Genomic DNA, 22,445 nt, shown 5'->3' on the forward strand with positions numbered 1-22,445 from the left:
TTATTGCGCCGGCGGCAACGCCGGTAAGCTGGCAGCAGAGGCAATATCGCTGCCGGTTTGCATCACTTCCACCGTTTGGTGCGGCGCTTTAATGCCGGCCGCATCAAAATGCTTCTTCACCTTATCATCCAGCGCAAAACGTACCGTCCACTGCTTCAGCGGCTGGGTGGTGAATGACACGCGCACGGTAAAGGATTGGTTGGTTAATCCCACTAATCCGGCAAAGCTCGGCTCGCCAATCACCATGCCGCGAATCTCCGGGTTCTCCAGCAGCTCTTTCACTGCGCCCTGCAGCGTTTGGTTAACGCGTTCGGTATCTTCACTGCGATCCACATCGTAGTTCGCCACAAACGATCCGATGCCGCGCACAAAGTTGGCGAAGGTGGTGATCGATGACCACGGAATAATGTGATACGCGCCGGTATCCTGACGCACGCCCACCGAGCGAATCGACATGCGCTCCACCGTGCCGGTGATCGGGCCAATGGTGACTAAATCACCGGTGTTCATGCCGTTCTCAAACTGAATAAAGATGCCGGTGATGATGTCCTTCACCAGCGTTTGTGAACCGAACGACACCGCCAAACCAAGCGCACCGGCACCGGCCAGCAGCGGCGCAATATTCACACCCACTTCCGACAGCAAAATCATAATGGTGATGGTGCTGATCACCACCGCCAGCGCGTTGCGGAACAGCGTCAGCAGCGTGCGGGTGCGCGCACTCGGCATTGGGCGGCCGTGCGAATCCGAGGCGAGGCGGCTTTCGATCAGACTCGCCAGCAGCGTCCAGCCGATTGCCGACAGCAGCACAATCATCACGATGCGAATCAGGACATCCACCATTTTTTGGCCGGTACCAAGAGTAAGCCAGTGCCAGAGATCAAACAGATTCCATGCGTTGAGCAGCAGCAACAGCGTGGCAAATACCGTGACCACGCGCGCCAGTTTCAGCAGCGCTTTCACCCAATCGTTGACGCGCTTTTGCAGCTCGGGATAGTTGCGGCGCATATCGGGCGACAGCGTGACGGTTTTGCCAATCCAGCGCGTCAGCATGCCGGAAATCAGTGCGGCGATGACCACAATCGCCAGGCTGCGCACCGTGGCGGACATCATAAACTTCAGGCTGTCGCCGGGATTGAAGATCGAGAACAGGAACAGCGCGATAAAGTAGGCGCTGGCCAGCCAGTGCCACACCATGCCGAAGGCGCGGATGAACAGCGCAAAGAAGCTCATGCTGCGATCGGCGAGACGCGACAACTCCTGATGGATGTTGTTTTTGTTGCGGAAAATCAGCCACAGCGCCCAGCCGGTCATGATCCCCATAATCAGCATATTGACCAGCGCCGCCACCTGAATGTTGACCTGATTGGAGACAATCGGCACCACCACCAGTAAACCATAACCGATGATGCCGCTTAGCCAGCTCAAACGTGTGTTCCAGTAGCTGGCGCGCGCATCGGTTAAGTGGAAGAAGCGCAGCGTGGGGAAGCGCGGGCAGAAAATCAGACGCAGCACCGCTTTAAAGAATTCAATCAACGCAAAGGCGTTAAGGAACAAACCTTGCTGATAGGCGATGGTGCGGTTGTTGTTGTGATAGTTGTCGCTGATGATCTGCCCGACAAACAGCGTCAGCGCCAGCAGCACAATATCGAGTACAAAGGCCATCAAGATGGTAGCGGGCAGGTGCAGCCACTTGGTGCGCTCAAGGTTTTGATTGCGTCCCCAGCGGCCCATGCGTCGCCAGATCGGCCCCATCATACGGCGTGTCAGCCAGTAAAACGCAAACACCGAGGCGGCGAGGGCGGCAAAGTATTTCAGCGCGTTGAGGAAGGTTTGTTGGTTAAAGGCTTTGTGTGGCGCGTTGGTGATGTTGTCATGCAGTTGGATAAACTGCGCGGCTACCGCGCCGCCATATTCACGCGTCACGCTGGTGACGCTCTCCAGCACCGTGGGATCTTCTTCATTAGCCTGCGGCGGTGCCAGCACCGGCGGTTCGCTGGTGGATTGGCTGTTCGCCGCCTGACGTAACTGATCGATCAGCTCCTGACGCGAGGCATTGTTATCCAGAATATTCGCCAGCGCGGCATAGGCGGCTTTTTTCTCGTCTAAGCTGGGTTCGCTTTCAGCTGTGCTATTCGTTGCCGGGGTTTGTGACTGCTGAGCTGCAACGGCCGCCTGCGGCAGAGTAACCGCCTGCGCCGGGGGAATGAGAAACAGAGTGAACAAACTTAAGAGTAACCACATGGCTAAACGCCATGGTGGGCTGGCAGACGACATCGCTTTTCTCCTTTAGCTTCGCGCAGCGGCACAAGAGAGAAGTATAGTCAGTGATGGAAGGTTAGGATTCTGAAAGGAAAATTGCGTGGGGCAAGGTGGGATAGTAAAAAGGTCGCCATGAATGGCGACCCTACGGATTAGGAGACGTGCTGCAGGAATTCGCGCAGACGATCGCTTGGCGGGTTGGTGATCAGTTCGTCCGGGTTGCCATCTTCTGCAATGGTGCCTTTATCGATAAAGATCAGACGCGAAGCCACTTTCTGGGCGAATCCGACTTCGTGCGTCACGATGACCATCGTCATGCCTTCTTCCGCCAGATCCTGCATCACTTTCAACACTTCGTGACGCAGCTCGGGATCCAGCGCAGAGGTTGGCTCATCAAACAGCATCATCTTCGGCTTCACCGCCAGCGCACGGGCAATCGCCACGCGCTGTTGCTGACCGCCAGAAAGCTCAGACGGGAAGTGGTGTGCACGCTCGGCGAGGCCAACTTTACCCAGCAATTCACGCGCCAGCTTATGCGCTTCCTCTTTCTTCGCACCGCGCACGCGAATCGGGCCAAAGGCGACGTTGTCCAGCGCGCTCATCTGTGGGAACAGATGGAACTGCTGGAACACCATGCCCGCTTCCTGACGAATCAGGCGCTCATCCACTTTCGGATCATTAACCTTCATGCCATCGACAATCAGGTCACCGGTGGTGATCTCTTCCAGCTTGTTGATGCAACGCAGCAGCGTGGATTTACCGGAACCGGACGGCCCGATAATCACCACCACTTCGCCTTGATTAATCTTCAGGTTGATGTCGTGCAGAACCTGAGTCTGGCCGAAATTCTTCGAGACGTTTTTAAATTCAATCACAGAATTTTCATCCTTTTCTCAATACGGCGCAGCACAAAGCTCAACACCAACGTAATAACCAAATAGATAATGGCAACGGCGCTCCAGATCTCCAGCGCGCGGAAGTTACCGGCAATGATCTCCTGACCCTGACGCGTCAGTTCGGCCACGCCAATCACGATAAACAGCGACGTATCTTTGATGCTGACAATCCACTGGTTACCCAGTGGCGGCAGCATGCGGCGCAGCGCCAGCGGCATGATTACGTAACGCAGGGTTTCGCGGCGCGACAGACCCAGCGCCAGACCCGCTTCACGGAAGCCTTTGTTGATCGACAGCACCGCACCGCGGGTGATTTCTGCGATGTAGGCGCCGGAGTTGATCATGATGGTGACCACCGCCGCGCTGAACGGATCGATACGCAGATCCGGGAAAGCCATCGGCAGGGCGAAGTAGATAAACATCACCTGAACCACGATTGGCGTACCGCGAATCAGTTCGATAAACACTAAGGCGATGTTGTTGGTGATCCAGCCGCCGTAGGCGCGGGCAAAACCGGCAACTAAGCCGATAATTAAACCGCCGACCAGGCCGAGGACCGAGATCAGCAGGGTCATTTTGGCACCTTCGATTAAAATCGGCAGGGCAGGCCAAATGACGCTCCAGTCAAACTCCATGGTGTGACTCCAAAATCTGTTGCGTGGAAATGTAAAAAGCAGGGAGTGTTAGACTCCCTGCTGTAAAAATCGGCTTAAGCCGCAATTATTTTGGTTCAGTACCGAACCATTTTTTATAGATGGTGTTGTAAGTGCCGTTGTCGCGCAGGGTTTTCAGTGCGCCGTTCACTTTTTCACGCAGATCGTCGCTGCCTTTCGGGAACGCGATGCCATACTGCTGCGCTTCAATCGACTCGCCAACCGCTTTGAAGCGGCCTTTACCAGCGGTGTTGATGAAGTACAGGATGTTCGGGGTATCGTGCAGCACAGCGTCAGCACGGTTAGTGCCTAACTCCATGTAAGCGTTATCGATGTTCGGGAACTGACGCAGATCTTTCGATTTGATGTGCGCTTTCGCGTAATCAACCGAACCGGTGCCGCTCTTCACCGCGACCACTTTGCCGTTCAGATCGTCAATGCTCTTCACGTCTTTTTCGTTCTCGCGCACCATCACCAGCAGGCCGCTTTTGTAGTAGCCGTCAGAGAACTCAATGGCTTTTTTACGTTCTTCGGTGATGGTGATACCCGCCAGCGCCAGGTCAATGTTTTTGGTTTGCAGCGCAGGAATGATGCCGCTGAAATCCATTGGCTTGAAGGCGTAATCGAGTTTCAATTCTTTCGCGATGGCATCCCACAGATCGATATCAAAACCGACGTATTTATCGCCTTGTTTGAACTCGAAGGGAACGAATGCGGTGTCGGTCGCGACGATCAGTTTTTTGTCTGCTGCGGTGGAAGAAAGCGAGAAGGCCAGCGCTAACGCGGCCACGGAGACTTTAATCAATGACTTCATCATTTTTTTCCTTATTACCCTTCAGGCCTTGTGGCCTGCTGTACGGCGTATCATATGAAAAAATTATGCCAACTTTTCATTTTGCAGGAAATCAGTAGTTTTAAGCACTTGCTGACACGATTTTGCGCAGAAGAAAAGTTTTGCACCTTATTGGTGCTTCATTTTGGTGCATGGTGCTGTTGTGGTGCAGGCACAGTGTGCACCAAGGGCGGGGAGAGCGAAAGAAGGGATTAAGGAATTGTTAACGACGTCAAAAAAAGCACCACAATGTTACAGACGTAAAAAAGGCGGGAATTCCCGCCTTCGTTATAACACTGAAATTTATTCAATATTCGATTCGATAAACCACAGGAATTTATCCAGATCGCGCGATGCCGCAGTGAAGATATCAGCGGTGTCTTCATCGCTCACTTCAGTAATGGCTTTACGCGTGTCATTCGCCACAATCGCATAACGATCAGCCAGCGCTTTCAGGTGATCCTGCACGCTGTGAATGTTCAACGGATAGCTTTTCAGTGGTGTTTTATCGTTAACGATCTGAGTGGTACCCAGCGCTACGCCGCCTAGCTGAACCACACGTTCAGCGATAGTGTCCTGGTGATCAGTAATGGCCGCACGGAAACCATCCAGCATCTCATGTACGCCAATAAAGTTAGCGCCACGCATATTCCAGTGCGCCTGCTTGGTGATCAGCGACAGGTCAATAAACTCCACTACCAGACGGTTGAGCACCTCGATGGTCGCTTTTTTATCGCTGTCAGCGACGTCATTACGGGTGTAAATCAGATCAGACGATTTAGTTTTAACCAGTTTTGCGGTACTCATCATTAATGTCCTCTTATTGATGGTTGTCCTAATCAAGCACGGAAATAAGTATAGCAGCAGTTTTTTAATCTGCAGGATTGATTAAATCAATGACAGGAATAGATAAACCTTAATGTTGCTCAGGGATTGTGCGGTTTAAGTTTTAGTTGAAGTAAAACAGAAGGTTGCGGGTTTTGTTAATTATTTATTAATCGTGTTGCAAAATAATAACGGAGAAATCCTAACGCCACATTAAAAATGAAAATGAGAATGCTTCTATATTTAGCCTGCAGCAAAGCAGGCTAACGTGTTGAATATTTATTGCGGATGATTGATATCCACTTCGCTTATTTTTGCGCTCTTTTGTTTCATGGTCAGCGTTGATCCTGCCGAGGCGATGATGATCGCCAGCAGCGCCATCCACTGCTTCAACGTTAACAGTTCGCCGAGGAACAACATGCCTGAAAGCGCAGCCATCGCCGGTTCCAGACTCATTAAGGTGCCGAAAATGCGCGCCGGCAGTCGCGTCAGCGCCATCATCTCTAAAGAATAGGGAATGGCGCTCGAGAGCAGGGCGATCAGCAGCGCTAACGGCAGCACTTCCCAATGCCAGATGCCCGGCGCGGCGAATGTCAGGCCGAGCGGCACAAAGATCACTGAGGCAATCAGCGAGCCCATCGCCACGGTTGCCGGGCCATGTTCCGCACCCGCCCGCTGACCCGCAAGAATATAGACTGCCCAGCAGGCACCCGCGCCTACCGCTAACAGCGCACCGAGCGGATCGATATGACTCATCCCTTCACCGATTGGCAACAGGAACCACAAACCTACCACCGCCAGCAGCACCCAAATAAAATCAAGCGGACGACGCGCGCCGATCAAGGCCAGCGTCAGTGGACCCAGAAACTCCAATCCAACCGCAACGCCCAGCGGCACGGTGCGAATCGCTAAATAGAAGAGATAGTTCATGCAGCCAAGCGCTAAACCGTACATCAGCAGCGGTTTGCGCTGCTCGCGCGTAAAGCGCAAACGCCAGGGTTTGAAGATGATGCAGAGAATCAGCGTGCCAAGACCAAGACGCAGCGCGGTAATGCCGGGCGCGCCAACGGTGGAAAACAGTGATTTTGCCAACGAAGCGCCGCCTTGCAGCGAAAGCATGGCAATCAGCAGCACGGCAATAGGGAACAACACCGGGGCCATATTTTTGGTCGTTTGAGGCGCAGACATCCTGTAATCCAGTCCTTTATTTATTAACAGCAGGGTAACAAGCGCTCAGTGTAAAGGAATCTTCAGCAAATAAGGAGACGCGAATCGGGGAATTAAAAAGCGCTAACAGGTCAGAATTTGGCCATTTTTAGGGCCATTTCCGTAAAGAAACGTCAGGTTAGTTTAGGAATTTACTTAAAGGCATTTTTTGTGATCGGAATTTATGTTGCAGGAATATGATGGTTTTTATAAGTAAAATGAATGACATAGGAAACTTCATTAACTTTCTGTTACACCAAACAATCTGTTAGACAACAAAATGCGGGCAGAGTTTCTTGCTGTTTTTTGTTATATTTACAGCGTTGTCAGGAGAGAAGTATATTCACATTTGAGGTGGTTATGAAAAAAATTGCATGTCTTTCAGCATTGGCTTGTGTACTTGCAGTTTCTGCAGGTTCTGCCATGGCACAAAGCACCGTTACCGGTGGTTACGCTCAGAGCGATTATCAAGGCGTTGCTAACAAAGCAAACGGCTTCAACCTGAAATATCGTTACGAAGACGGTTCTAACCCACTGGGTTGGATCGGTTCTTTCACCTACACCGAGAAAGATCGTACTGATGCTGGCGCTTATAACAAAGCTCAGTACTACGGCATCACCGGTGGTCCAGCTTACCGTCTGAACGACTGGGCAAGCATCTACGGTGTTGTTGGTGTGGGCTACGGCAAATTCCAGCAGAACGATACCGCAGTACGTTCTAAGTCTGATTCAAGCGACTACGGTTTCTCTTACGGTGCGGGTATGCAGTTCAACCCAATCGAGAACATCGCAGTTGACGTAGGTTACGAGCAGAGCCGTATCCGCAACGTCGACGTTGGCACCTGGATTGCTGGCGTAGGTTACAGCTTCTAAGTTCTTGCTTAGACCAGTTGCACAATAAACGGTCCTTCGGGGCCGTTTTTTTATGGGCGCAAAATATGGTTTACCGGCTACCAGAAACACAAAACCCGCTACGTGAGCGGGTTTTATTGGAAGTCGGGAACGTTAGCCGCGCCAGATCAGGTTTGGGCACGGACGTTCAACCAGCTGTTTGCCGGTGAGCTTTTCAATCAGCATCAAACGCAGCGCAAACGGCGAGCGGGTAAACAGGCACAGCAGTGATTTCAGCTCAAAAGCCGGTTTGCTCTGTTCAGCCTGGAAACATTTGCCACAGTCGAGGCAGTTTTTCATGGTAGTCATGTTCACCTCCCGAGTGAATGACGACAATTTCTTTGTAGCCTTTATAAGCTATTCGCTTACATTATCAACAAAGATAGCACTGGCTATACTCTTTAGCCAACACTATTTAGGAAAAATTTGTGCTTATTTGTGCCTGGTTTACAATGGGCGCAGCCAGCCCGCACCGCAGGTAAAGTGCGGCAGATAATAAAGAGGAAGTTAGATGAGTCGTCGTGCAAAAATCGCCACCAACATGCCCCAGGGCCCGCTAAAAGAGATAGAGGAGCATGTCGAAGGATTTCGTCAGGTGCGCGAGGCGCATCGTCGTGAGCTGATCGATGACTACGTAGAATTAATCTCTGATTTGATTCGCGAATTTGGCGAAGCGCGTCAGGTGGATATGGCCGCACGTTTGGGCGTATCCCAGCCGACCGTGGCGAAAATGTTGAAGCGTCTTGGCACCACCGGCTTAGTTGAGCAAGTGCCGTATCGCGGCGTGTTCCTCACCGCCGAAGGAGAGAAGCTGGCGGAAGCGAGCCGCGTTCGCCACCATATTGTTGAAACCTTCCTGTTGGCGCTGGGCGTTAGCCCGGAAACCGCGCGCCGTGATTCAGAAGGCCTGGAGCATCACGTCAGTGATGAAACCCTGGCCGTGTTCCAGAAATTCTACGAGAGTCGCTAACTACAAGGCCTTCCGCCATCATGCCCAATCTGCTTCGTTCCTTAATGCGCGATCGTATTTTGCATTTGTTATTGCTGTTGGGTGTGATCATGTTGCCGTTGGCGAATTTCCGCTGGTCGCAACTGCCTGCTGCGGTGGACTGGCACACCATCATGACGCTCACCGGCTTATTGATGTTGACCAAAGGGCTAGAGAACAGCGGCTATTTTGATGTGCTCGGTGCGCGCCTGATTCAGCGCTTTCAGCATGAACGCGCACTCGCGCTATTCATGGTGTGCGCCGCCGCGTTGCTCTCTACTTTTCTCACCAACGATGTTGCGCTGTTTATTCTGGTGCCGCTGACGCTAACGTTGCGCAAATTTTCGCGCTTGCCGATTTCCCGCCTGATCATTTTCGAAGCGCTGGCGGTGAACGCAGGTTCCTTACTGACGCCGGTTGGCAACCCGCAAAACATTCTGTTGTGGAGTCACGGTACGCTCAGCGTGCCAGGCTTCATTGCGCAAATGGCGCCGCTGGCGGCATTTTTAATGCTCACGCTAATGGCGCTGACGTGGTGGAGTTTCCCGGCGCGCGTAATCCAGAAACATGACCAAACCGAAAGCCAAACATGGCAGAAGCCGCTCTTCATGATCAGCGTGCTGCTGTACATCGTGTTTATCGTGGCGCTCGAGCTGAAAATGACCGGCTGGGCGTTGCTGCTGGTGGCCGCCTGTTTCCTGATTATGGCGCGCAGCGTGTTGATCAGCATCGACTGGAGTTTGCTGCTGGTGTTCGTGGCGATGTTTATCGATGTCTTCCTGTTGATGCATTTGTCCTGGCTGCAGCCGCATTTTGCCGCTATTGGTCAGCTAGGCGAGGGCGGACTCTATCTACTGGCCATTGGCCTGTCGCAATTCATCAGTAACGTTCCCGCCACCATTCTGCTTTTGCAGAAAGTGCCACCGTCCGACGTGCTGGCGTGGGCGGTGAATATCGGCGGGTTTGGCTTATTACCAGGATCGCTCGCCAACCTGATTGCCTTGCGTATGGCACAGGACGCGCGTGTTTGGTGGCGTTTCCACTTGTTTTCCATCCCGATGCTGGGCTGGTCGATGTTGGGTGGATGGCTGCTGTTACACCTCATACGTTAGCGCCATGCCAATGTCGGCTTGTGTAAAGTTGCATTGGCATTTGTCAGTTTCCCATCTAAGGTTATGTTGACCGTTTTTGCCCGGGAATCGGGACAACCGCCTACGATGAAAAATTATGGAAAACCAGAATCAACCGTCTGAACGCGATCAGCAGGATCCGCAAAACACCTCGAATACCCATCAAGATAACAACGAACCAGAACGTAAACGCCCCGGAAAGAAGCCACTGATTTTTCTCGCCATTGTGGTGGTGATCATGATCGTGGTGGGATTATGGTTCTGGCTCACCACGCGCAATATTGAAAGCACTGACGATGCCTTTACCGAAGGCAATGCGGTGACTATCGCGCCGAAAGCGGCCGGTTACGTGGTCAAGCTGCTGGTGCGCGATAACCAGCGCGTGAAGCAGGGCGATTTGCTGGTGGAGATCGATGCGCGCGACAGCGAAGCGCAGCGCGATCAGGCCAAAGCTCAGCTTGGTCTGGCACAGGCGCAGCTGCATCAGGCGCAGGCGCAGTTAGCCTTATCTCGCGTACAATATCCGGCGCAGCGCGATCAAGCGCTCGCCGATCAGGCCAAAGCGCAGGCCAACTTGCTCAACGCTCAAGCCGATTATCGTCGCCAGCGCGGCGTTGATCCGCGAGCCACTTCACAGCGCAATATTGATACTGCCGCCGCGCAGCTGCGTTCGGCTGAAGCGCAACTGCAAAGCGCTAAAGCGCAGGTTGAAGTGGCTTCTCAGGTGAAGCTGCAAATTCGCCAACAGGAAACCAATGTTGAAGCGCGTGAGCAACAAGTTGAGCAGGCGCAGGCGCAGCTCAACACCGCCGAATTGAATCTCTCTTATACTCAGGTTCGCGCGCCATACGATGGCTTCGTCACCAAGCGTAACGTGCACCTCGGCACGCTGGTGCAGGCCGGCAGCGCGCTATTCTCGCTGGTTTCACCTGAAATCTGGATCAATGCCAACTTCAAAGAGTCGCAGCTGGCGCGCATGAAGCCGGGCGACAAAGTGGAAATCAGTGTCGATGCCTGGCCGGATATGAAGCTGGAAGGGCATGTGGATAGCGTGCAGATGGGATCCGGTTCGCGCTTCTCCACCTTCCCGGCGGAAAACGCCACCGGCAACTACGTGAAAATCGTGCAGCGCGTGCCAGTGAAAATCGTCATCGATAAAGGATTGGATCCTAACCATCCGCTGCCGCTGGGCTTGTCGGTTGAGCCGAAGGTCACAGTGGAATGAGTGCGAGCGAAAGCTGGCGTCCGGCCAGCAATCCGTGGCTGGTCGCTATTACGGTGACGCTGGCGGTGTTTATGGAGATCCTCGACACCACCATCGTTAACGTCGCGCTGCCGCACATTGCCGGCTCGCTCTCCTCCAGTTACGACGAATCGACCTGGGTTCTGACTTCTTATCTGGTCGCCAACGGCATCGTACTGCCGATCTCGGCGTTCTTCAGCCGCCTGTTTGGCCGCAAACAATTCTTCCTGATCTGCATCGTGATGTTCACCATCTGCTCCTTCTTGTGCGGCATCGCCACGGAACTGTGGCAGATCATTCTGTTCCGCGTGCTGCAGGGCTTTTTTGGCGGCGGATTGCAGCCGGTGCAGCAATCGGTGCTGCTCGATTACTTCAAAGCGGAAGATCGCGGCAAAGCTTTTGGCCTGTCGTCGATTGCGATTATCGTCGCGCCGGTAATTGGTCCGACGCTTGGCGGCTGGATCACCGACAACTACAGCTGGCGCTGGGTGTTCTTCATTAATATTCCGGTTGGCATTTTGACGGTGATGGCGATTTATCAGTTGCTGGAAGATCCGCCGTGGGAACGCAAGTGGGATAAAGGCCGCCTGAAGATCGATTACATCGGCATCAGCCTGATCACGCTGGGGCTGGGCTGTTTGCAGGTGTTCCTCGATCGTGGCGAAGATGAAGATTGGTTCGCCTCGCACTTTATCCGCCTGTTCGCCATGCTGGCGGTGATCGGCATTATTGGCGCCATTTATTGGCTGCTGTATGCCCGCAAACCAGTGGTTGATCTCACCGTAATGAAAGATCGCAACTTCTGGGTGGCGGGCTTGCTGATGGCGGGCATGGCGATGATTCTGTACGGCAGTTCGGTGGTGCTTCCCCAACTGGCGCAGCAGGATCTCGGCTACACCGCAACCTGGTCGGGGCTGGTGCTGTCGCCCGGCGCGATATTGATTGTGCTGACGATACCCATCGTGCTGAAGCTGATGCCGATCGTGCAAACGCGCTACATTATTGCGTTCGGCTTCACTTGTCTTGCCAGCGCCTTCTTCTATTCCACCACGTTAACGCCTAACGTCGATTTCACCACGCTGGTGATGATGCGCAGCGCGCAGTCGATCGGCCTTGGCTTCCTGTTTGTGCCGCTGACTACTATTGCGTTTATCACCGTGCCGCAGCGATTAAACGCCGATGCTTCGGCGCTGTTCACCATGTTCCGTAACGTTGCGGGCTCGATCGGCATTTCGCTGTCGACGGCGGGGATTACCGAACGTATGCAGACGCGTTCGGCCAGCATGGTGCACAACATGTCGCCGCTCAACGAGCCTTACAATCTCACGCTGCAACACTGGGCTGATTCGATCCGCAATTTCACCACCGCCGTGGGCGATCCGTTGGTGCTGGCGAGCGGGCAGCTCTATCAGGAGATGATCGCCCAGGCGCGTATTCTGGCGTACATCGACGTATTTATGGGCCTCAGTATTGTGGCGCTGCTATTGATTCCATTCTGTTGGTTGCTTTCGCCGATTAAGAGCGAAGGCGGTGCAGGAGCACATTAAAATGAAAATGATTTCGCGATCTCAGCCGTCACTGACGTTGCTGGCGCTGTCACTGATGCTGGCCGGATGCGCCGTAGGACCTGATTATCAGCCGCCGCAGGCGCACACGCCGGGCGGCTACCACGATTTGCCTTCACAGCAAGCGTCTAAGCCGCTGGCGGCGGCGACCAATCCGCTGTGGTGGAAAAGCTTTAACGACCCGCAGCTCGATAGCCTGATTGAGCGCGCCATTGCCGGCAACTTAACGCTGCAACAATCGGTACTGCGTATTGCCGGTGCGCGTGAGCAGCTGGCGCAGGCGCGCGGTGGCTTATTCCCGTCGCTTAACGGCTCGGCAAAGGTCACGCGTCAGCAGCTGGGTTTGAAAGGCTTGCTGAAATCCAACGGCGTTTATGATCAGGTTGATAGCGATGTCGCCAGCCAGCTCAACGGTTTAGATCATTCCGTTACTCTTTATCAGGGCAGCTTTGACGCCAGTTGGGAGCTGGATCTGTGGGGCAAAGTACGCCGCCAGATGGAAGCCGCGGATGCGCAGCAGCAGGCGGCTATTGAGCAGCGCAACGATGCACTGGTCTCGCTGGAAGCTGAAGTCGCGCGTGCCTACCTGCAACTGCGCGGTTCGCAGGCGGTGCTGGCGACCTTACAGCAGCAGATCGAGGTGGCTCAGCAAACCTGGGAACTGACCAAAAGCCAGCAGCAAAACGGTTTAGCGCCGACCACGGATGTCGAAAACGCCCGCGCGCAGTTGGCCTCACTGAATGCGCAGCTGCCGCAATATCAGGCGCAGCAGCAGCAGGCGATGAACGGTTTGGCGGTGCTGCTGGGTAAAACGCCGGGCGCGCTGGATAATGAACTGATGAACATCAAACCACTGCCCGATTTGCCGAAACTGGTGCCGGTGGGCATTCCGTCCACGCTGGCGCGGCGACGTCCGGATATTCGTCAGGCCGAAGCGACCTTGCATGCGGAAACCGCGAACATTGGCGTTTCGGTTGCCGATCTGTTCCCTAGCTTGTCGCTCACCGGGCAACTGGGTGTGCGAAATACCGATGCCAGCTATCTGGATGACTGGAGCAGCCACTTCTTCAGCGTTGGGCCGTCGCTGTCGATTCCTATTTTTCAGGGCGGCCGTTTAGTCTCCAGCGTAAAACTGGCGCGCGCGCAGCAAGCCAGCGCGGCGCTTGATTATCGTCAAACGGTATTAACCGCGCTGCAGGATGTGGAGAACGCGCTGGTTAGTTATCGCGCCGATCAACAGCAGGTTATTGCACTGGATGAAACCACCGGCGCACTGCAACGCGCATTTGATTTAGCCAGCGACAGTTATCGTCAGGGTATTTCTACTTTCCTCGATGTATTAGATGCGCAGCGACAACTGGCGCAAGCTAAAGCGCAATCGACGCAGGCGCGCATGCAAAGTGCACTCGATTTAGTGGCGTTATATAAAGCGCTGGGCGGTGGCTGGGAACCTTATCAAAATGTCAATCTGCCAGACTATTCAGTGTTTGGTCCCGCGACGGAAGTGCATTAATTTCCCTTAGTAGCCGGTTAACCACCGGCTTTTTTATCGGCACGATAAGAAAAAATGAGATTCTTCTCTCATCCTCAGCAATATATTACTCCACAATGAAAATAGGTTTTTCGTTACACCATTAATCCTTGCTTACCTTTATGCTCACTAATGCTGCAGCACGCAATAGCGCCTAAATGGTTGTTTATTACCTGAGAATATCGGACTGAAATCGATTCCAGTTCCTCCATAAGGAACAACCTTGAGTTGTTAATTCAGGGTTAATTAAAGCAACCTTACCCGTTTTAAAGCTCAATGTAAGAATTAGGTAAGCAAGTTCAGATAAATCCGGACAATAAAATTAATTTATTTTTTTATTTGAATTAGGTAATCTTGCCACTACAGTTTATTTAACCCCCTTAAGCAAGGACATTGTGATGAGTGACGCATTTAAAGTTCTGAACAACATTCGCACATTACGTGCGCAGGCTCGTGAACTGCCATTGACCGATCTGGAAGAAATTCTGGAAAAATTAACTGTTGTTGTGACTGAACGTCGTGACGAAGTAAACGCAGAAGAAGCGCAGAACCGCGAAAAAGAAGAGAAGCTGTCTAAATATCGCGAAATGCTGCTGGCTGACGGTATTGACCCGAACGAATTACTGGGTGCTCTGGAAGTTGGTAAAAAACGCGCTAAGCGTGCACCACGTCCAGCAAAATATTCTTACACCGACGAAAACGGTGAAGTAAAATCATGGACCGGTCAGGGCCGTACCCCAGCTGCGATTAAAAAAGCGCTGGATTCAGGTAAAAGCCTCGATACTTTCCTGATCAAATAATCCGCACAATCCTTGTAAGTGGGAGCCGAAGGCCAACGCCTTCGGCTTTTTTATTTATTTTTTTGTATTAGCTCAAGACGTTCAGCCGATTACCCTCTCTGCCTCTGGCGCAGAGGTGGCGTACGGGTGCCCGCTTCTGGCATAATGCCCGCTGTTTTTTCCTCCACTGCGTAACAAAGGTCAATGCCGTGTTAGTTTCCAGCAATATCACCATGCAGTTCGGCAGTAAGCCGCTGTTCGAAAATATCTCCGTTAAATTTGGCGGCGGTAATCGTTACGGTTTAATCGGTGCGAACGGCAGCGGTAAATCTACCTTTATGAAAATACTGGGCGGCGACCTGGTGCCGACGGGTGGAAATGTTTCCCTCGACCCTAATGAGCGTATCGGTAAGTTACGTCAGGACCAATTTGCCTTTGAGCAATATAGTGTGCTGGACACCGTGATCATGGGCCACAATGAATTGTGGGCAGTGAAGCAAGAGCGTGACCGTATATATGCTTTGCCGGAAATGAGCGAAGAGGAAGGCTATAAAGTCGCCGATCTCGAAGTCGAATACGGCGAGATGGACGGTTACAGTTCAGAATCACGTGCCGGTGAATTATTACTGGGCGTTGGCATTCCGGTGGAGCAGCACTACGGTCCGATGAGCGAAATTGCGCCGGGCTGGAAATTGCGTGTGCTTTTAGCGCAGGCATTATTTGCTAATCCGGATATTTTGTTGCTCGATGAACCGACCAACAACCTGGATATCGATACCATTCGTTGGTTGGAGCAAGTGCTCAACGAACGTAACAGCACCATGATCATCATTTCGCATGACCGTCACTTCCTGAATATGGTGTGTACGCATATGGCGGATCTGGATTACGGCGAACTGCGCGTTTATCCAGGTAATTATGACGAATATATGACCGCGGCTACTCAATCACGCGAACGTTTATTATCGGATAACGCCAAGAAGAAAGCGCAAATTGCCGATCTGCAATCGTTCGTTAGCCGTTTTAGCGCCAATGCCTCTAAATCACGTCAGGCGACTTCGCGTGCCAAGCAGATTGATAAAATTAAGCTGGAAGAAGTTAAAGCCTCCAGCCGTCAAAACCCGTTTATCCGTTTTGACCAGGATAAGAAACTGTTCCGTAATGCGCTGGAAGTTGAAGCGCTGACCAAAGGTTTTGATAACGGTCCGCTGTTTAATAAACTCAACCTGATGTTAGAAGTCGGCGAGAAATTGGCGATCCTCGGTGCCAACGGTATCGGTAAAACCACGCTGCTGAAAACGCTGATCGGTGAACATACGCCGGATAGCGGCACAGTGAAATGGTCCGAGAATGCGCGTATTGGTTATTACGGCCAGGATCACGCGGAAGACTTCGCTGAAGACCTGACGGTATTCGACTGGATGAGCCAATGGAAGCAGGAAGGCGATGACGAACAAGCGGTGCGCAGTATTCTTGGCCGCCTGCTGTTTGGTCACGACGAGATCAATAAGCCAGCCAAAGTGCTGTCGGGTGGTGAGAAGGGCCGCATGCTGTTTGGCAAGCTGATGATGCAGAAGCCGAACATCCTGATCATGGATGAGCCGACTAACCACCTTGATATGGAATCGATCGAGTCGCTCAACATGGCGCTGGAGATGTACGAAGGTACCCTGATTTTCGTCTCGCACGACCGTGAATTTGTCAGCTCGCTGGCTACCCGCGTGATGGAGATGAAAGCCGATCGTATTATCGACTTCACCGGTAACTATGAAGATTACCTGCGCAGCCAGGGGATTGTTTAAGGCTGGTGAGGTTTCGGCGCTGATCAGGCGAAAATACCGGGTCGCTGCGTAAAGACGGCGTAAATACATCCCTGTAGCCTCGTCCGCCGCATCCCTGCGGCGGACGCTTTACTCCGGACCCGGCATTCACGCCTTTATGCTCGTCAGGTGCGGTATTTCAACAACCGCACCTCTGCTTGATGGGTGAGGGTGTGACGCCCGAAGAGCAAAGCGTCCGAGCCATGGATGGCGAGGCCGATCAGCATGGATGCGGTTATCCTTTGCGATCGGGCGTCATTCCCTCAACCTTACTCGGGAGAGCAGCAAATCCTCCTATCCCCCAATCTGCCCAATATTCACATACTGCGTTTCCAGATATTCGTCCAACCCAACATCCGCGCCTTCACGCCCCAAACCTGATGCCTTCACGCCGCCAAACGGTGCCACTTCGGTGGAAATGATCCCTTCGTTCACGCCCACCATGCCGCTTTCAAGCTGTGGCGTGACGCGCAGCGCGCGCGCTAAATCACGCGTCCACAGATAAGCCGCCAATCCATATGGCGTGGCGTTGGCGCGGGCGATCACCTCATCTTCAGTGGTGAAGCGGAAGCAGGCGGCTACCGGGCCGAACGTTTCCTCATGCGCCAGCAGCATCTGCTCATTGGCATCGGCGAGCACTGTAGGCTGATAGAAACTGCCGCCCAGGGCATGACGCTCACCGCCGCACAGCAAACGTGCACCACGCTGCACCGCATCCTTAACATGGGTTTCGACTTTCTCCATGGCGCGCCGATGGATCAGCGGTCCTTGCTGTGCGCCAGGCGTCAAACCCGGCGCCACTTTAAGTGCCCGCGCCGCATCGGCCAGTTTATTGACGAAACGATCGTAAACGCCGTCCTGCACGTAAAAGCGATTCACGCAAATACAGGTTTGCCCGCTGTTACGGAATTTTGCCGCCATTGCGTTTTCTACCGCTGCATCAATATCCGCATCGTCGAACACGATAAAGGGCGCGTTGCCGCCTAATTCCAGCGATAACTTTTTCACCGAGCTGGCGGCATCACGCATCAACAATTTTCCCACCGCCGTTGAGCCGGTGAAGGAGATTTTGCGCACGCGATCGTCGTGCGTCAGCGTATGACCAATCTCCACGGTCGCGCCGCTGACGGCATTCAGCACGCCCGCAGGCACGCCGGCTTGCTCCGCCAGCACCAGCAAGGCAAAAGCCGACAGCGGCGTTTCATTGGCGGGTTTAACGATGGCGGTACAACCCGCCGCCAGTGCTGGGCCCAGTTTGCGCGTCAACATTGCCAGCGGAAAATTCCACGGCGTGATGGCGGCGACCACACCAACCGGCTGTTTCAGCGTCAGGATCAGATTGCCCGCTTTGGTGGACGGAATGGTTTTGCCGTTGGCGCGCTTGCCTTCTTCGGCGAACCATTCAATAAAGCTGGCGGCGTACAGCACTTCGCCACGCGCTTCGGCCAGCACTTTGCCCTGTTCCTGCACCACCAATTGCGCCAGCGCTTCCTGGTTTTCTACTATCAATTGATACCAGCGCTGCAAAATCACCGCGCGCGCTTTGGCGGTCAGGGCGCGCCAGGCGGGCAGGGCAGCAGTAGCCGCCTCAATCGCCCGCGTGGTTTCGGCTTCACCCACGTGAGCAACGCGCGCCACCACGCTATCATCGGCCGGATTATTCACCTCATAGGTGTGTTCACTCTCCAGCCATTGTCCATCGCAGTACCAGCCGGTCCGTAGCAGTGAAGTTGTCATGCAATATTCCTCGCAGGTTGAATCTGATCGGCAAACACCGTGCGTGCCGCGCGGCTGTGGCGGGTAATGCGTTTACCGGCGGTGTAGTCGTTAATTACATCGCATGGCGTGTAATTGCGTTCCAGCTCGAAACGCTCTTCGCTATCCAGCGGTGTATCCAATGCGGCGATCGCGCTATCCAGCTGCGCTACGCTGTCGGCCCCGACCAGCATCGCATCCACGCCTGGATGGGACAGCACCCAGGCTTGCGCGATTTGCGCGCTGGAAAGTCCTCGCGCCGATGCCACGCGGCCCACCGATTCGGCGATCTGCAATGAGGCTTCATCGCCATACATTTCGCGGGTAAAGAAGTCGGTTTGATTGCGCACCGACTGCACATCGCCACTCAGCAAACCGCGCGCTAACGGACTGAACACCGAGACGCCCAAACCCTGATCGCGGCAGAACGGCAGCATTTCACGCTCCTCTTCGCGATAGGCGCAGTTAAGCTGCAACTGCATGTTGATGGGCTTAACAAAACCGTTGCGTTCGCAGCACCACAAAATTTTCGCCAGCTGCCAGCAATACATGGTGGAAACGCCGACATAGCGCGCTTTGCCGCTGCGCACGATGCTGTTCATCGTTTCCCACGTCTCTTCGATCGGCGTATTCACATCGAAATAGTGCAGCATATACATATCGACATAATCGGTGCCGAGGCGGCGCAAGCTGCCGTCAATGCTGTCGAGGATGTGCTTACGCGAATGGCCCTGATTGTTGTGCCCGCCGCCAAGCGGATAACCGACTTTGGTAGTCAGCACCAGTTCGTCACGCTGTGCCACGCGCTTAAGCACGCGGCCTACCACCTCTTCACCGGCTCCGCTGGAGTAGAAATCAGCCAGATCGATAAAGTTAATGCCGTTTTCCAGCGCGTGACGAATGATCGGCTCGCTCTGCGCCTCATCAAAAATCCACGGTTTCCAGCTTTTGCTGCCCATGTTCATGGTGCCGAGACAAAGACGGGATACGCGTAAACCGCTGTGGCCGAGATTGATGTATTCCATGCTGCAACTCCTGTTACTTCGGGGTATAGAACGGATTGCCCAACTGCGACAGCGCCTGCTGCAACTGCTGACGGCCCGGTAATTTTTCCATTGCCGCCTCAATGGCCACCGTGCAGGCGCGATAGTTATTGGCGAACACCTCATCCACATCGGTACAGCCGGGATTCACCCAGTTGGCCGTGACGATGCACCACTCATCTTCGGCTTCGGCGGGCAGCGTACCTTTCAGCAGCGCCTCGGTGACCGCTTTGGCAATCGCCGCTTGCGAAGCGCCCCAGGTGGCGTTGCCGTGCAGTTCGCCATCAATTGCGGCTTTATTCACATACAAGGTCATAGGTTTGGCCGGCACATTGGGTTTAATCACCACCATAAAGGGACAGTGCCCTTGCGATGGCGTGGCCAGGCTGGTGGAGAACGCCTGTCCCACCACGCCGTCACGCGGTCCAATCATGATATTGATGTGCGAGGCATTCACGCCGTCGCCTGCAAAACCTTCACCGATATACATTTCCATTATTGCCTCCCGTTACAGCTGTTGCGTTGAAGTTGAAGCGTGCGGGCTGAGCGATTTGTCAGCCGGCGGTGTGTCTTGTGACGCGTCGGTTAGCGTCAATCCTTTGGTCTCTGGTGCCCAGGCGATGGAAACCAATGCACCCAGCACCAGAATCGCGGCCAGTAACGCCATGGTGCCGCCGATGCCGTAATTCACAATCGCCAGCGGCAGCAATAACGTGCCGACCGCCGATCCAAGGCGGCTCATTGAGGTGGCGAAACCCACGCCGCGTGAGCGCACATCGGTTGGGAAACTTTCGGCGGGGAACACGCCCACCAGGTTGCTCACTGCCGACATCACTAAGGTGAAAGCCGCGAACAGCACAATCAGCCAGACGCCCGCGCTGTTGTGCAGCAGACTCAGCAGTAATAAGCAGGCGGCGAGGAAGATGAACGAGCCAATCAGGAAGCCGCGACGTGAACACATGGCGGTAAGCACAATGCCCAACACCGCACCAACCAATAACAGGCCGCTCAACAGCAAATCGGTGGCGAATCCCTGATCCAAACCCATCTGACGCAGAATCGCCGGCAGGAAGGTGTAAATGGCGAAGTAGGGGATCACCAGACAGACAAAGAACAAGCAGTTAAAGGCGGTGCGACGACGATAGCGTGGGCTGAACAGCGCGCTCAGGCCGCCATCGGGTGCTTGCTGGCGCTCTTCCGGCAAGGTCACATTCGGGCCAAACAGACGCGCGACAATCGCCAGCGCTTCTTCCCTTCGCCCACGACGCAGCAGCCAGCGCGGGGATTCCGGCGTGCCGATGCGCAGCAGCAGAATCGCCAGCGCCGGTAACGCCGAAGAGGCGAGCAGCCAGCGCCAGCCGTCGGCATGTGCGTTGAGCGCCAGATGTCCGGCAAAACTCGCCGCCACGTAGCCAACCGTCCACAACACGCTGAATGCGCCAAGTAGCACGCCGCGATGCTTACGCGGCGCGAACTCCGCCAGAATGGTGTGACCGACCGCGAAGTCGCCGCCGAGGCCGAAGCCAATCAGCACGCGCAGCAGGAACAACTGCTCTGCCGACTGTGCAAAGAACTGCATGCCGGAGGCGAGGGTGATGAGAATAAAGCTGAAGCAGAAGATCTTCTGGCGGCCAACGGAATCGGCGATCCAGCCAAGAATCAAGCTGCCAAGAAACAGGCCGATTAAGGCGGAGCTGCCGATCATCCCCTGCCAGAACGGTGACAGGTTCATCTGCGGCGTCATTTGTGTCAGCGCAAAACCAACGGAGCCGAGAATGTAGCCATCCGTAAGGTGCGCGCCGAAGGTTAAACCGGTGATTTTGAGGTGAAAGCGATTTAAGGGTACGTCATCCATCAGAGTGGTTTGCTTCATATTCCTTCCTTCTGGTTGGAGAGATGATTGTTATTTTATTGTTATCTGGATGCGAAATTACTGTGACATTTGAACCGGGCGCAGGCGAGTGCGAAAAACTCATACCCCTATTCCGCAATTTCCTGTGATTGCTCTCATAAAATTGGCGTTTGATTCTCCCTGGCTGAAAGGGCTGTGGTTACATTGGCGCAACATTTCACCCATGTCTGCCGGAGGCAGAGATGAGAAAGTTACCTTCTCTCAATATGTTGCGGCTGTTCGAAGAGACCTGTCGCACCCTGAGTTTTAGCAAAGCCGCCGATGCGTTATTCATGACGCAGAGCGCCGCCAGTCGTCAGATGCGTCAGCTGGAAACCTTCCTCGGCAAAGATCTGTTCGTGCGTAGCCATAGCGGTTTACTGCTTACACCGGAAGCGATCCAGCTGCTGCCGGTGGTGCGGCAGTCGCTGGATTTGCTGGAAGAGGGCGTGCGCGGCGTGCAACAACACAATCCGCGCCAGCACCTGCGTTTGCAGGTTGCGCCTACTTTTGCCACGCGCTGGTTAGCACCACGGCTGGTCACGCTGCGTCAGCAGCATCGCCATCTGCAAATCATGCTGATCAGTGAAGCGCGCCAGAAATACAGCGACTTTGACTGCGCTATCCGCTTTGGATCGCAGGAAGAGGCGCAGGCGGCGGGCGGCGAAGGGGAATGGCTGTGCCATGAAACCCTGGTGCTGGTGGCCAGTCCGCTGCTGATGCTGGATGGGGCCTGGCCGGATATCAATTTGATGCCGCAGTTGCATATCCTCAATGGCGACAGCCGGCTGGATAACTGGGCGCGCTGGTGTCAGGCTTGCGGTGAAGCTCCGGCGCTGGAAGATAACGGGCTGGCCTTCAGTACTCAGGATCAGGTGATTAACGCCTGTGTGACCGGTGCGGGTTATGCGGTGCTGGATCGTGCGATGGTACGTAATGAACTGAACAATGGCGTGCTGGTGCAGGTGTCATCACAGATGCTCGCCAGCGCGAACGGCTATTGGCTGGAAGTACCGGGCGGCAAACAGACGCTGCCACGTGTTACCGTATTTCGCGATTGGCTGTTGACGGAGATGCAGCGTTTTAACGCTGCCGCGCCGATTGCCACGATGACGCTTTAATGGAAAAGGTGGTG

The 22,445-nt window shown here is 54.1% G+C and carries 20 protein-coding genes; 9 read left to right on the forward strand and 11 right to left on the reverse strand.

What is annotated here, in order from left to right; genetic code table 11:
• The 6 genes from ybiO to rhtA form a co-directional block, all read right to left on the reverse strand.
• Positions 1-2,277 (reverse strand): mechanosensitive channel protein, encoded by a 2,277-nt coding sequence (gene ybiO / locus NR302_RS06465; RefSeq protein ID WP_374990638.1) that lies wholly within the window; start codon positions 2,275-2,277, stop codon positions 1-3.
• Positions 2,278-2,414: 137 nt separating this feature from the next.
• Positions 2,415-3,137 (reverse strand): glutamine ABC transporter ATP-binding protein GlnQ, encoded by a 723-nt coding sequence (gene glnQ, locus NR302_RS06470; RefSeq protein WP_258144826.1) that lies wholly within the window; start codon positions 3,135-3,137, stop codon positions 2,415-2,417.
• Positions 3,134-3,793: a glutamine ABC transporter permease GlnP gene (gene glnP, locus NR302_RS06475; RefSeq protein WP_007887744.1), complete on the reverse strand. Its 660-nt coding sequence runs from the start codon at positions 3,791-3,793 to the stop codon at positions 3,134-3,136. The genes glnQ and glnP overlap by 4 nt, the downstream gene beginning before the upstream one ends.
• 85 nt (positions 3,794-3,878) lie before the next feature.
• Positions 3,879-4,625, reverse strand: a complete 747-nt coding sequence (gene glnH, locus NR302_RS06480; RefSeq protein WP_036647919.1) for a glutamine ABC transporter substrate-binding protein GlnH — start codon at positions 4,623-4,625, stop codon at positions 3,879-3,881.
• Positions 4,626-4,946: 321 nt separating this feature from the next.
• Positions 4,947-5,450, reverse strand: coding sequence for a DNA starvation/stationary phase protection protein Dps (dps, locus tag NR302_RS06485; RefSeq protein WP_036647916.1), 504 nt, complete (start codon positions 5,448-5,450; stop codon positions 4,947-4,949).
• Between the two features lie 297 nt (positions 5,451-5,747).
• Complete coding sequence (gene rhtA / locus NR302_RS06490; RefSeq protein WP_258144827.1) at positions 5,748-6,656, reverse strand: threonine/homoserine exporter RhtA; 909 nt, start codon at positions 6,654-6,656, stop codon at positions 5,748-5,750.
• 378 nt (positions 6,657-7,034) lie between these two features.
• On the opposite strand from rhtA, the gene ompX reads away from it, so the two are divergent.
• Complete coding sequence (gene ompX, locus NR302_RS06495; protein WP_061717221.1) at positions 7,035-7,547, forward strand: outer membrane protein OmpX; 513 nt, start codon at positions 7,035-7,037, stop codon at positions 7,545-7,547.
• A 132-nt stretch (positions 7,548-7,679) separates the two neighbouring features.
• On the opposite strand, the gene NR302_RS06500 is transcribed toward ompX, so the two are convergent.
• The gene (locus tag NR302_RS06500) at positions 7,680-7,874 is read right to left on the reverse strand and encodes a hypothetical protein (protein ID WP_008102539.1); all 195 of its coding nucleotides are present in this window, start codon (positions 7,872-7,874) and stop codon (positions 7,680-7,682) included.
• 202 nt (positions 7,875-8,076) lie between these two features.
• Here NR302_RS06500 and mntR point away from each other — a divergent pair, with 202 nt between their 5' ends.
• The 7 genes from mntR to NR302_RS06535 all read left to right on the forward strand — a co-directional run bounded on the left by mntR (position 8,077) and on the right by NR302_RS06535 (position 16,603).
• Positions 8,077-8,535, forward strand: coding sequence for a manganese-binding transcriptional regulator MntR (gene mntR / locus NR302_RS06505; protein WP_008102536.1), 459 nt, complete (start codon positions 8,077-8,079; stop codon positions 8,533-8,535).
• 20 nt (positions 8,536-8,555) lie between these two features.
• The gene (locus tag NR302_RS06510) at positions 8,556-9,665 is read left to right on the forward strand and encodes an SLC13 family permease (protein ID WP_258144828.1); all 1,110 of its coding nucleotides are present in this window, start codon (positions 8,556-8,558) and stop codon (positions 9,663-9,665) included.
• Positions 9,666-9,780: 115 nt separating this feature from the next.
• On the forward strand, positions 9,781-10,908 hold the full coding sequence (locus NR302_RS06515) for an HlyD family secretion protein (protein WP_061717217.1): 1,128 nt from the start codon (positions 9,781-9,783) through the stop codon (positions 10,906-10,908).
• Positions 10,905-12,473 (forward strand): DHA2 family efflux MFS transporter permease subunit, encoded by a 1,569-nt coding sequence (locus NR302_RS06520; RefSeq protein ID WP_154153149.1) that lies wholly within the window; start codon positions 10,905-10,907, stop codon positions 12,471-12,473. The genes NR302_RS06515 and NR302_RS06520 overlap by 4 nt, the downstream gene beginning before the upstream one ends.
• A 1-nt stretch (position 12,474) precedes the next feature.
• Positions 12,475-14,004, forward strand: coding sequence for an efflux transporter outer membrane subunit (locus NR302_RS06525; protein ID WP_258144829.1), 1,530 nt, complete (start codon positions 12,475-12,477; stop codon positions 14,002-14,004).
• Between the two features lie 416 nt (positions 14,005-14,420).
• Complete coding sequence (locus NR302_RS06530) at positions 14,421-14,822, forward strand: H-NS family nucleoid-associated regulatory protein (protein WP_008102525.1); 402 nt, start codon at positions 14,421-14,423, stop codon at positions 14,820-14,822.
• Positions 14,823-15,010: 188 nt separating this feature from the next.
• Positions 15,011-16,603, forward strand: a complete 1,593-nt coding sequence (locus tag NR302_RS06535) for an ABC-F family ATPase (RefSeq protein ID WP_179451434.1) — start codon at positions 15,011-15,013, stop codon at positions 16,601-16,603.
• Between the two features lie 312 nt (positions 16,604-16,915).
• Here NR302_RS06535 and NR302_RS06540 read toward each other — a convergent pair whose 3' ends face one another.
• From NR302_RS06540 to NR302_RS06555, 4 genes are read right to left on the reverse strand one after another with little or no spacing between them, the layout of a single operon-like run.
• Positions 16,916-18,358, reverse strand: a complete 1,443-nt coding sequence (locus NR302_RS06540; RefSeq protein WP_258144830.1) for an NAD-dependent succinate-semialdehyde dehydrogenase — start codon at positions 18,356-18,358, stop codon at positions 16,916-16,918.
• Entirely contained in the window at positions 18,355-19,401 is a 1,047-nt protein-coding gene (locus NR302_RS06545) for an aldo/keto reductase (RefSeq protein ID WP_258144831.1), read from the reverse strand. The genes NR302_RS06540 and NR302_RS06545 overlap by 4 nt, the downstream gene beginning before the upstream one ends.
• Before the next feature lie 13 nt (positions 19,402-19,414).
• Positions 19,415-19,915 (reverse strand): formaldehyde-activating enzyme, encoded by a 501-nt coding sequence (gene fae / locus NR302_RS06550; protein WP_008102519.1) that lies wholly within the window; start codon positions 19,913-19,915, stop codon positions 19,415-19,417.
• A 12-nt stretch (positions 19,916-19,927) separates the two neighbouring features.
• On the reverse strand, positions 19,928-21,292 hold the full coding sequence (locus NR302_RS06555; protein ID WP_258144832.1) for an MFS transporter: 1,365 nt from the start codon (positions 21,290-21,292) through the stop codon (positions 19,928-19,930).
• Between the two features lie 221 nt (positions 21,293-21,513).
• On the opposite strand from NR302_RS06555, the gene NR302_RS06560 reads away from it, so the two are divergent.
• Positions 21,514-22,431: a LysR substrate-binding domain-containing protein gene (locus NR302_RS06560; protein ID WP_008102515.1), complete on the forward strand. Its 918-nt coding sequence runs from the start codon at positions 21,514-21,516 to the stop codon at positions 22,429-22,431.
• Positions 22,432-22,445 lie beyond the last annotated feature (14 nt).

The organism is Pantoea sp. SOD02 (genome assembly GCF_024707505.1).
Classification (GTDB): Bacteria; Pseudomonadota; Gammaproteobacteria; order Enterobacterales; family Enterobacteriaceae; genus Pantoea; species Pantoea symbiotica.

What these genes read in the sequence shown, in the direction of transcription:
- NR302_RS06500 (WP_008102539.1), bottom strand. Translation starts at nt 7,874, where the DNA reads ATGACTACCATGAAAAACTGCCTCGACTGTGGCAAATGTTTCCAGGCT.
- mntR (WP_008102536.1), top strand. Translation starts at nt 8,077, where the DNA reads ATGAGTCGTCGTGCAAAAATCGCCACCAACATGCCCCAGGGCCCGCTA.
- rhtA (WP_258144827.1), bottom strand. Translation starts at nt 6,656, where the DNA reads ATGTCTGCGCCTCAAACGACCAAAAATATGGCCCCGGTGTTGTTCCCT.
- NR302_RS06560 (WP_008102515.1), top strand. Translation starts at nt 21,514, where the DNA reads ATGAGAAAGTTACCTTCTCTCAATATGTTGCGGCTGTTCGAAGAGACC.
- ompX (WP_061717221.1), top strand. Translation starts at nt 7,035, where the DNA reads ATGAAAAAAATTGCATGTCTTTCAGCATTGGCTTGTGTACTTGCAGTT.
- NR302_RS06555 (WP_258144832.1), bottom strand. Translation starts at nt 21,292, where the DNA reads ATGAAGCAAACCACTCTGATGGATGACGTACCCTTAAATCGCTTTCAC.
- dps (WP_036647916.1), bottom strand. Translation starts at nt 5,450, where the DNA reads ATGAGTACCGCAAAACTGGTTAAAACTAAATCGTCTGATCTGATTTAC.
- NR302_RS06510 (WP_258144828.1), top strand. Translation starts at nt 8,556, where the DNA reads ATGCCCAATCTGCTTCGTTCCTTAATGCGCGATCGTATTTTGCATTTG.
- NR302_RS06520 (WP_154153149.1), top strand. Translation starts at nt 10,905, where the DNA reads ATGAGTGCGAGCGAAAGCTGGCGTCCGGCCAGCAATCCGTGGCTGGTC.
- glnH (WP_036647919.1), bottom strand. Translation starts at nt 4,625, where the DNA reads ATGAAGTCATTGATTAAAGTCTCCGTGGCCGCGTTAGCGCTGGCCTTC.
- glnP (WP_007887744.1), bottom strand. Translation starts at nt 3,793, where the DNA reads ATGGAGTTTGACTGGAGCGTCATTTGGCCTGCCCTGCCGATTTTAATC.
- ybiO (WP_374990638.1), bottom strand. Translation starts at nt 2,277, where the DNA reads ATGTCGTCTGCCAGCCCACCATGGCGTTTAGCCATGTGGTTACTCTTA.
- NR302_RS06530 (WP_008102525.1), top strand. Translation starts at nt 14,421, where the DNA reads ATGAGTGACGCATTTAAAGTTCTGAACAACATTCGCACATTACGTGCG.
- NR302_RS06540 (WP_258144830.1), bottom strand. Translation starts at nt 18,358, where the DNA reads ATGACAACTTCACTGCTACGGACCGGCTGGTACTGCGATGGACAATGG.
- fae (WP_008102519.1), bottom strand. Translation starts at nt 19,915, where the DNA reads ATGGAAATGTATATCGGTGAAGGTTTTGCAGGCGACGGCGTGAATGCC.
- NR302_RS06525 (WP_258144829.1), top strand. Translation starts at nt 12,475, where the DNA reads ATGAAAATGATTTCGCGATCTCAGCCGTCACTGACGTTGCTGGCGCTG.
- NR302_RS06545 (WP_258144831.1), bottom strand. Translation starts at nt 19,401, where the DNA reads ATGGAATACATCAATCTCGGCCACAGCGGTTTACGCGTATCCCGTCTT.
- NR302_RS06515 (WP_061717217.1), top strand. Translation starts at nt 9,781, where the DNA reads ATGGAAAACCAGAATCAACCGTCTGAACGCGATCAGCAGGATCCGCAA.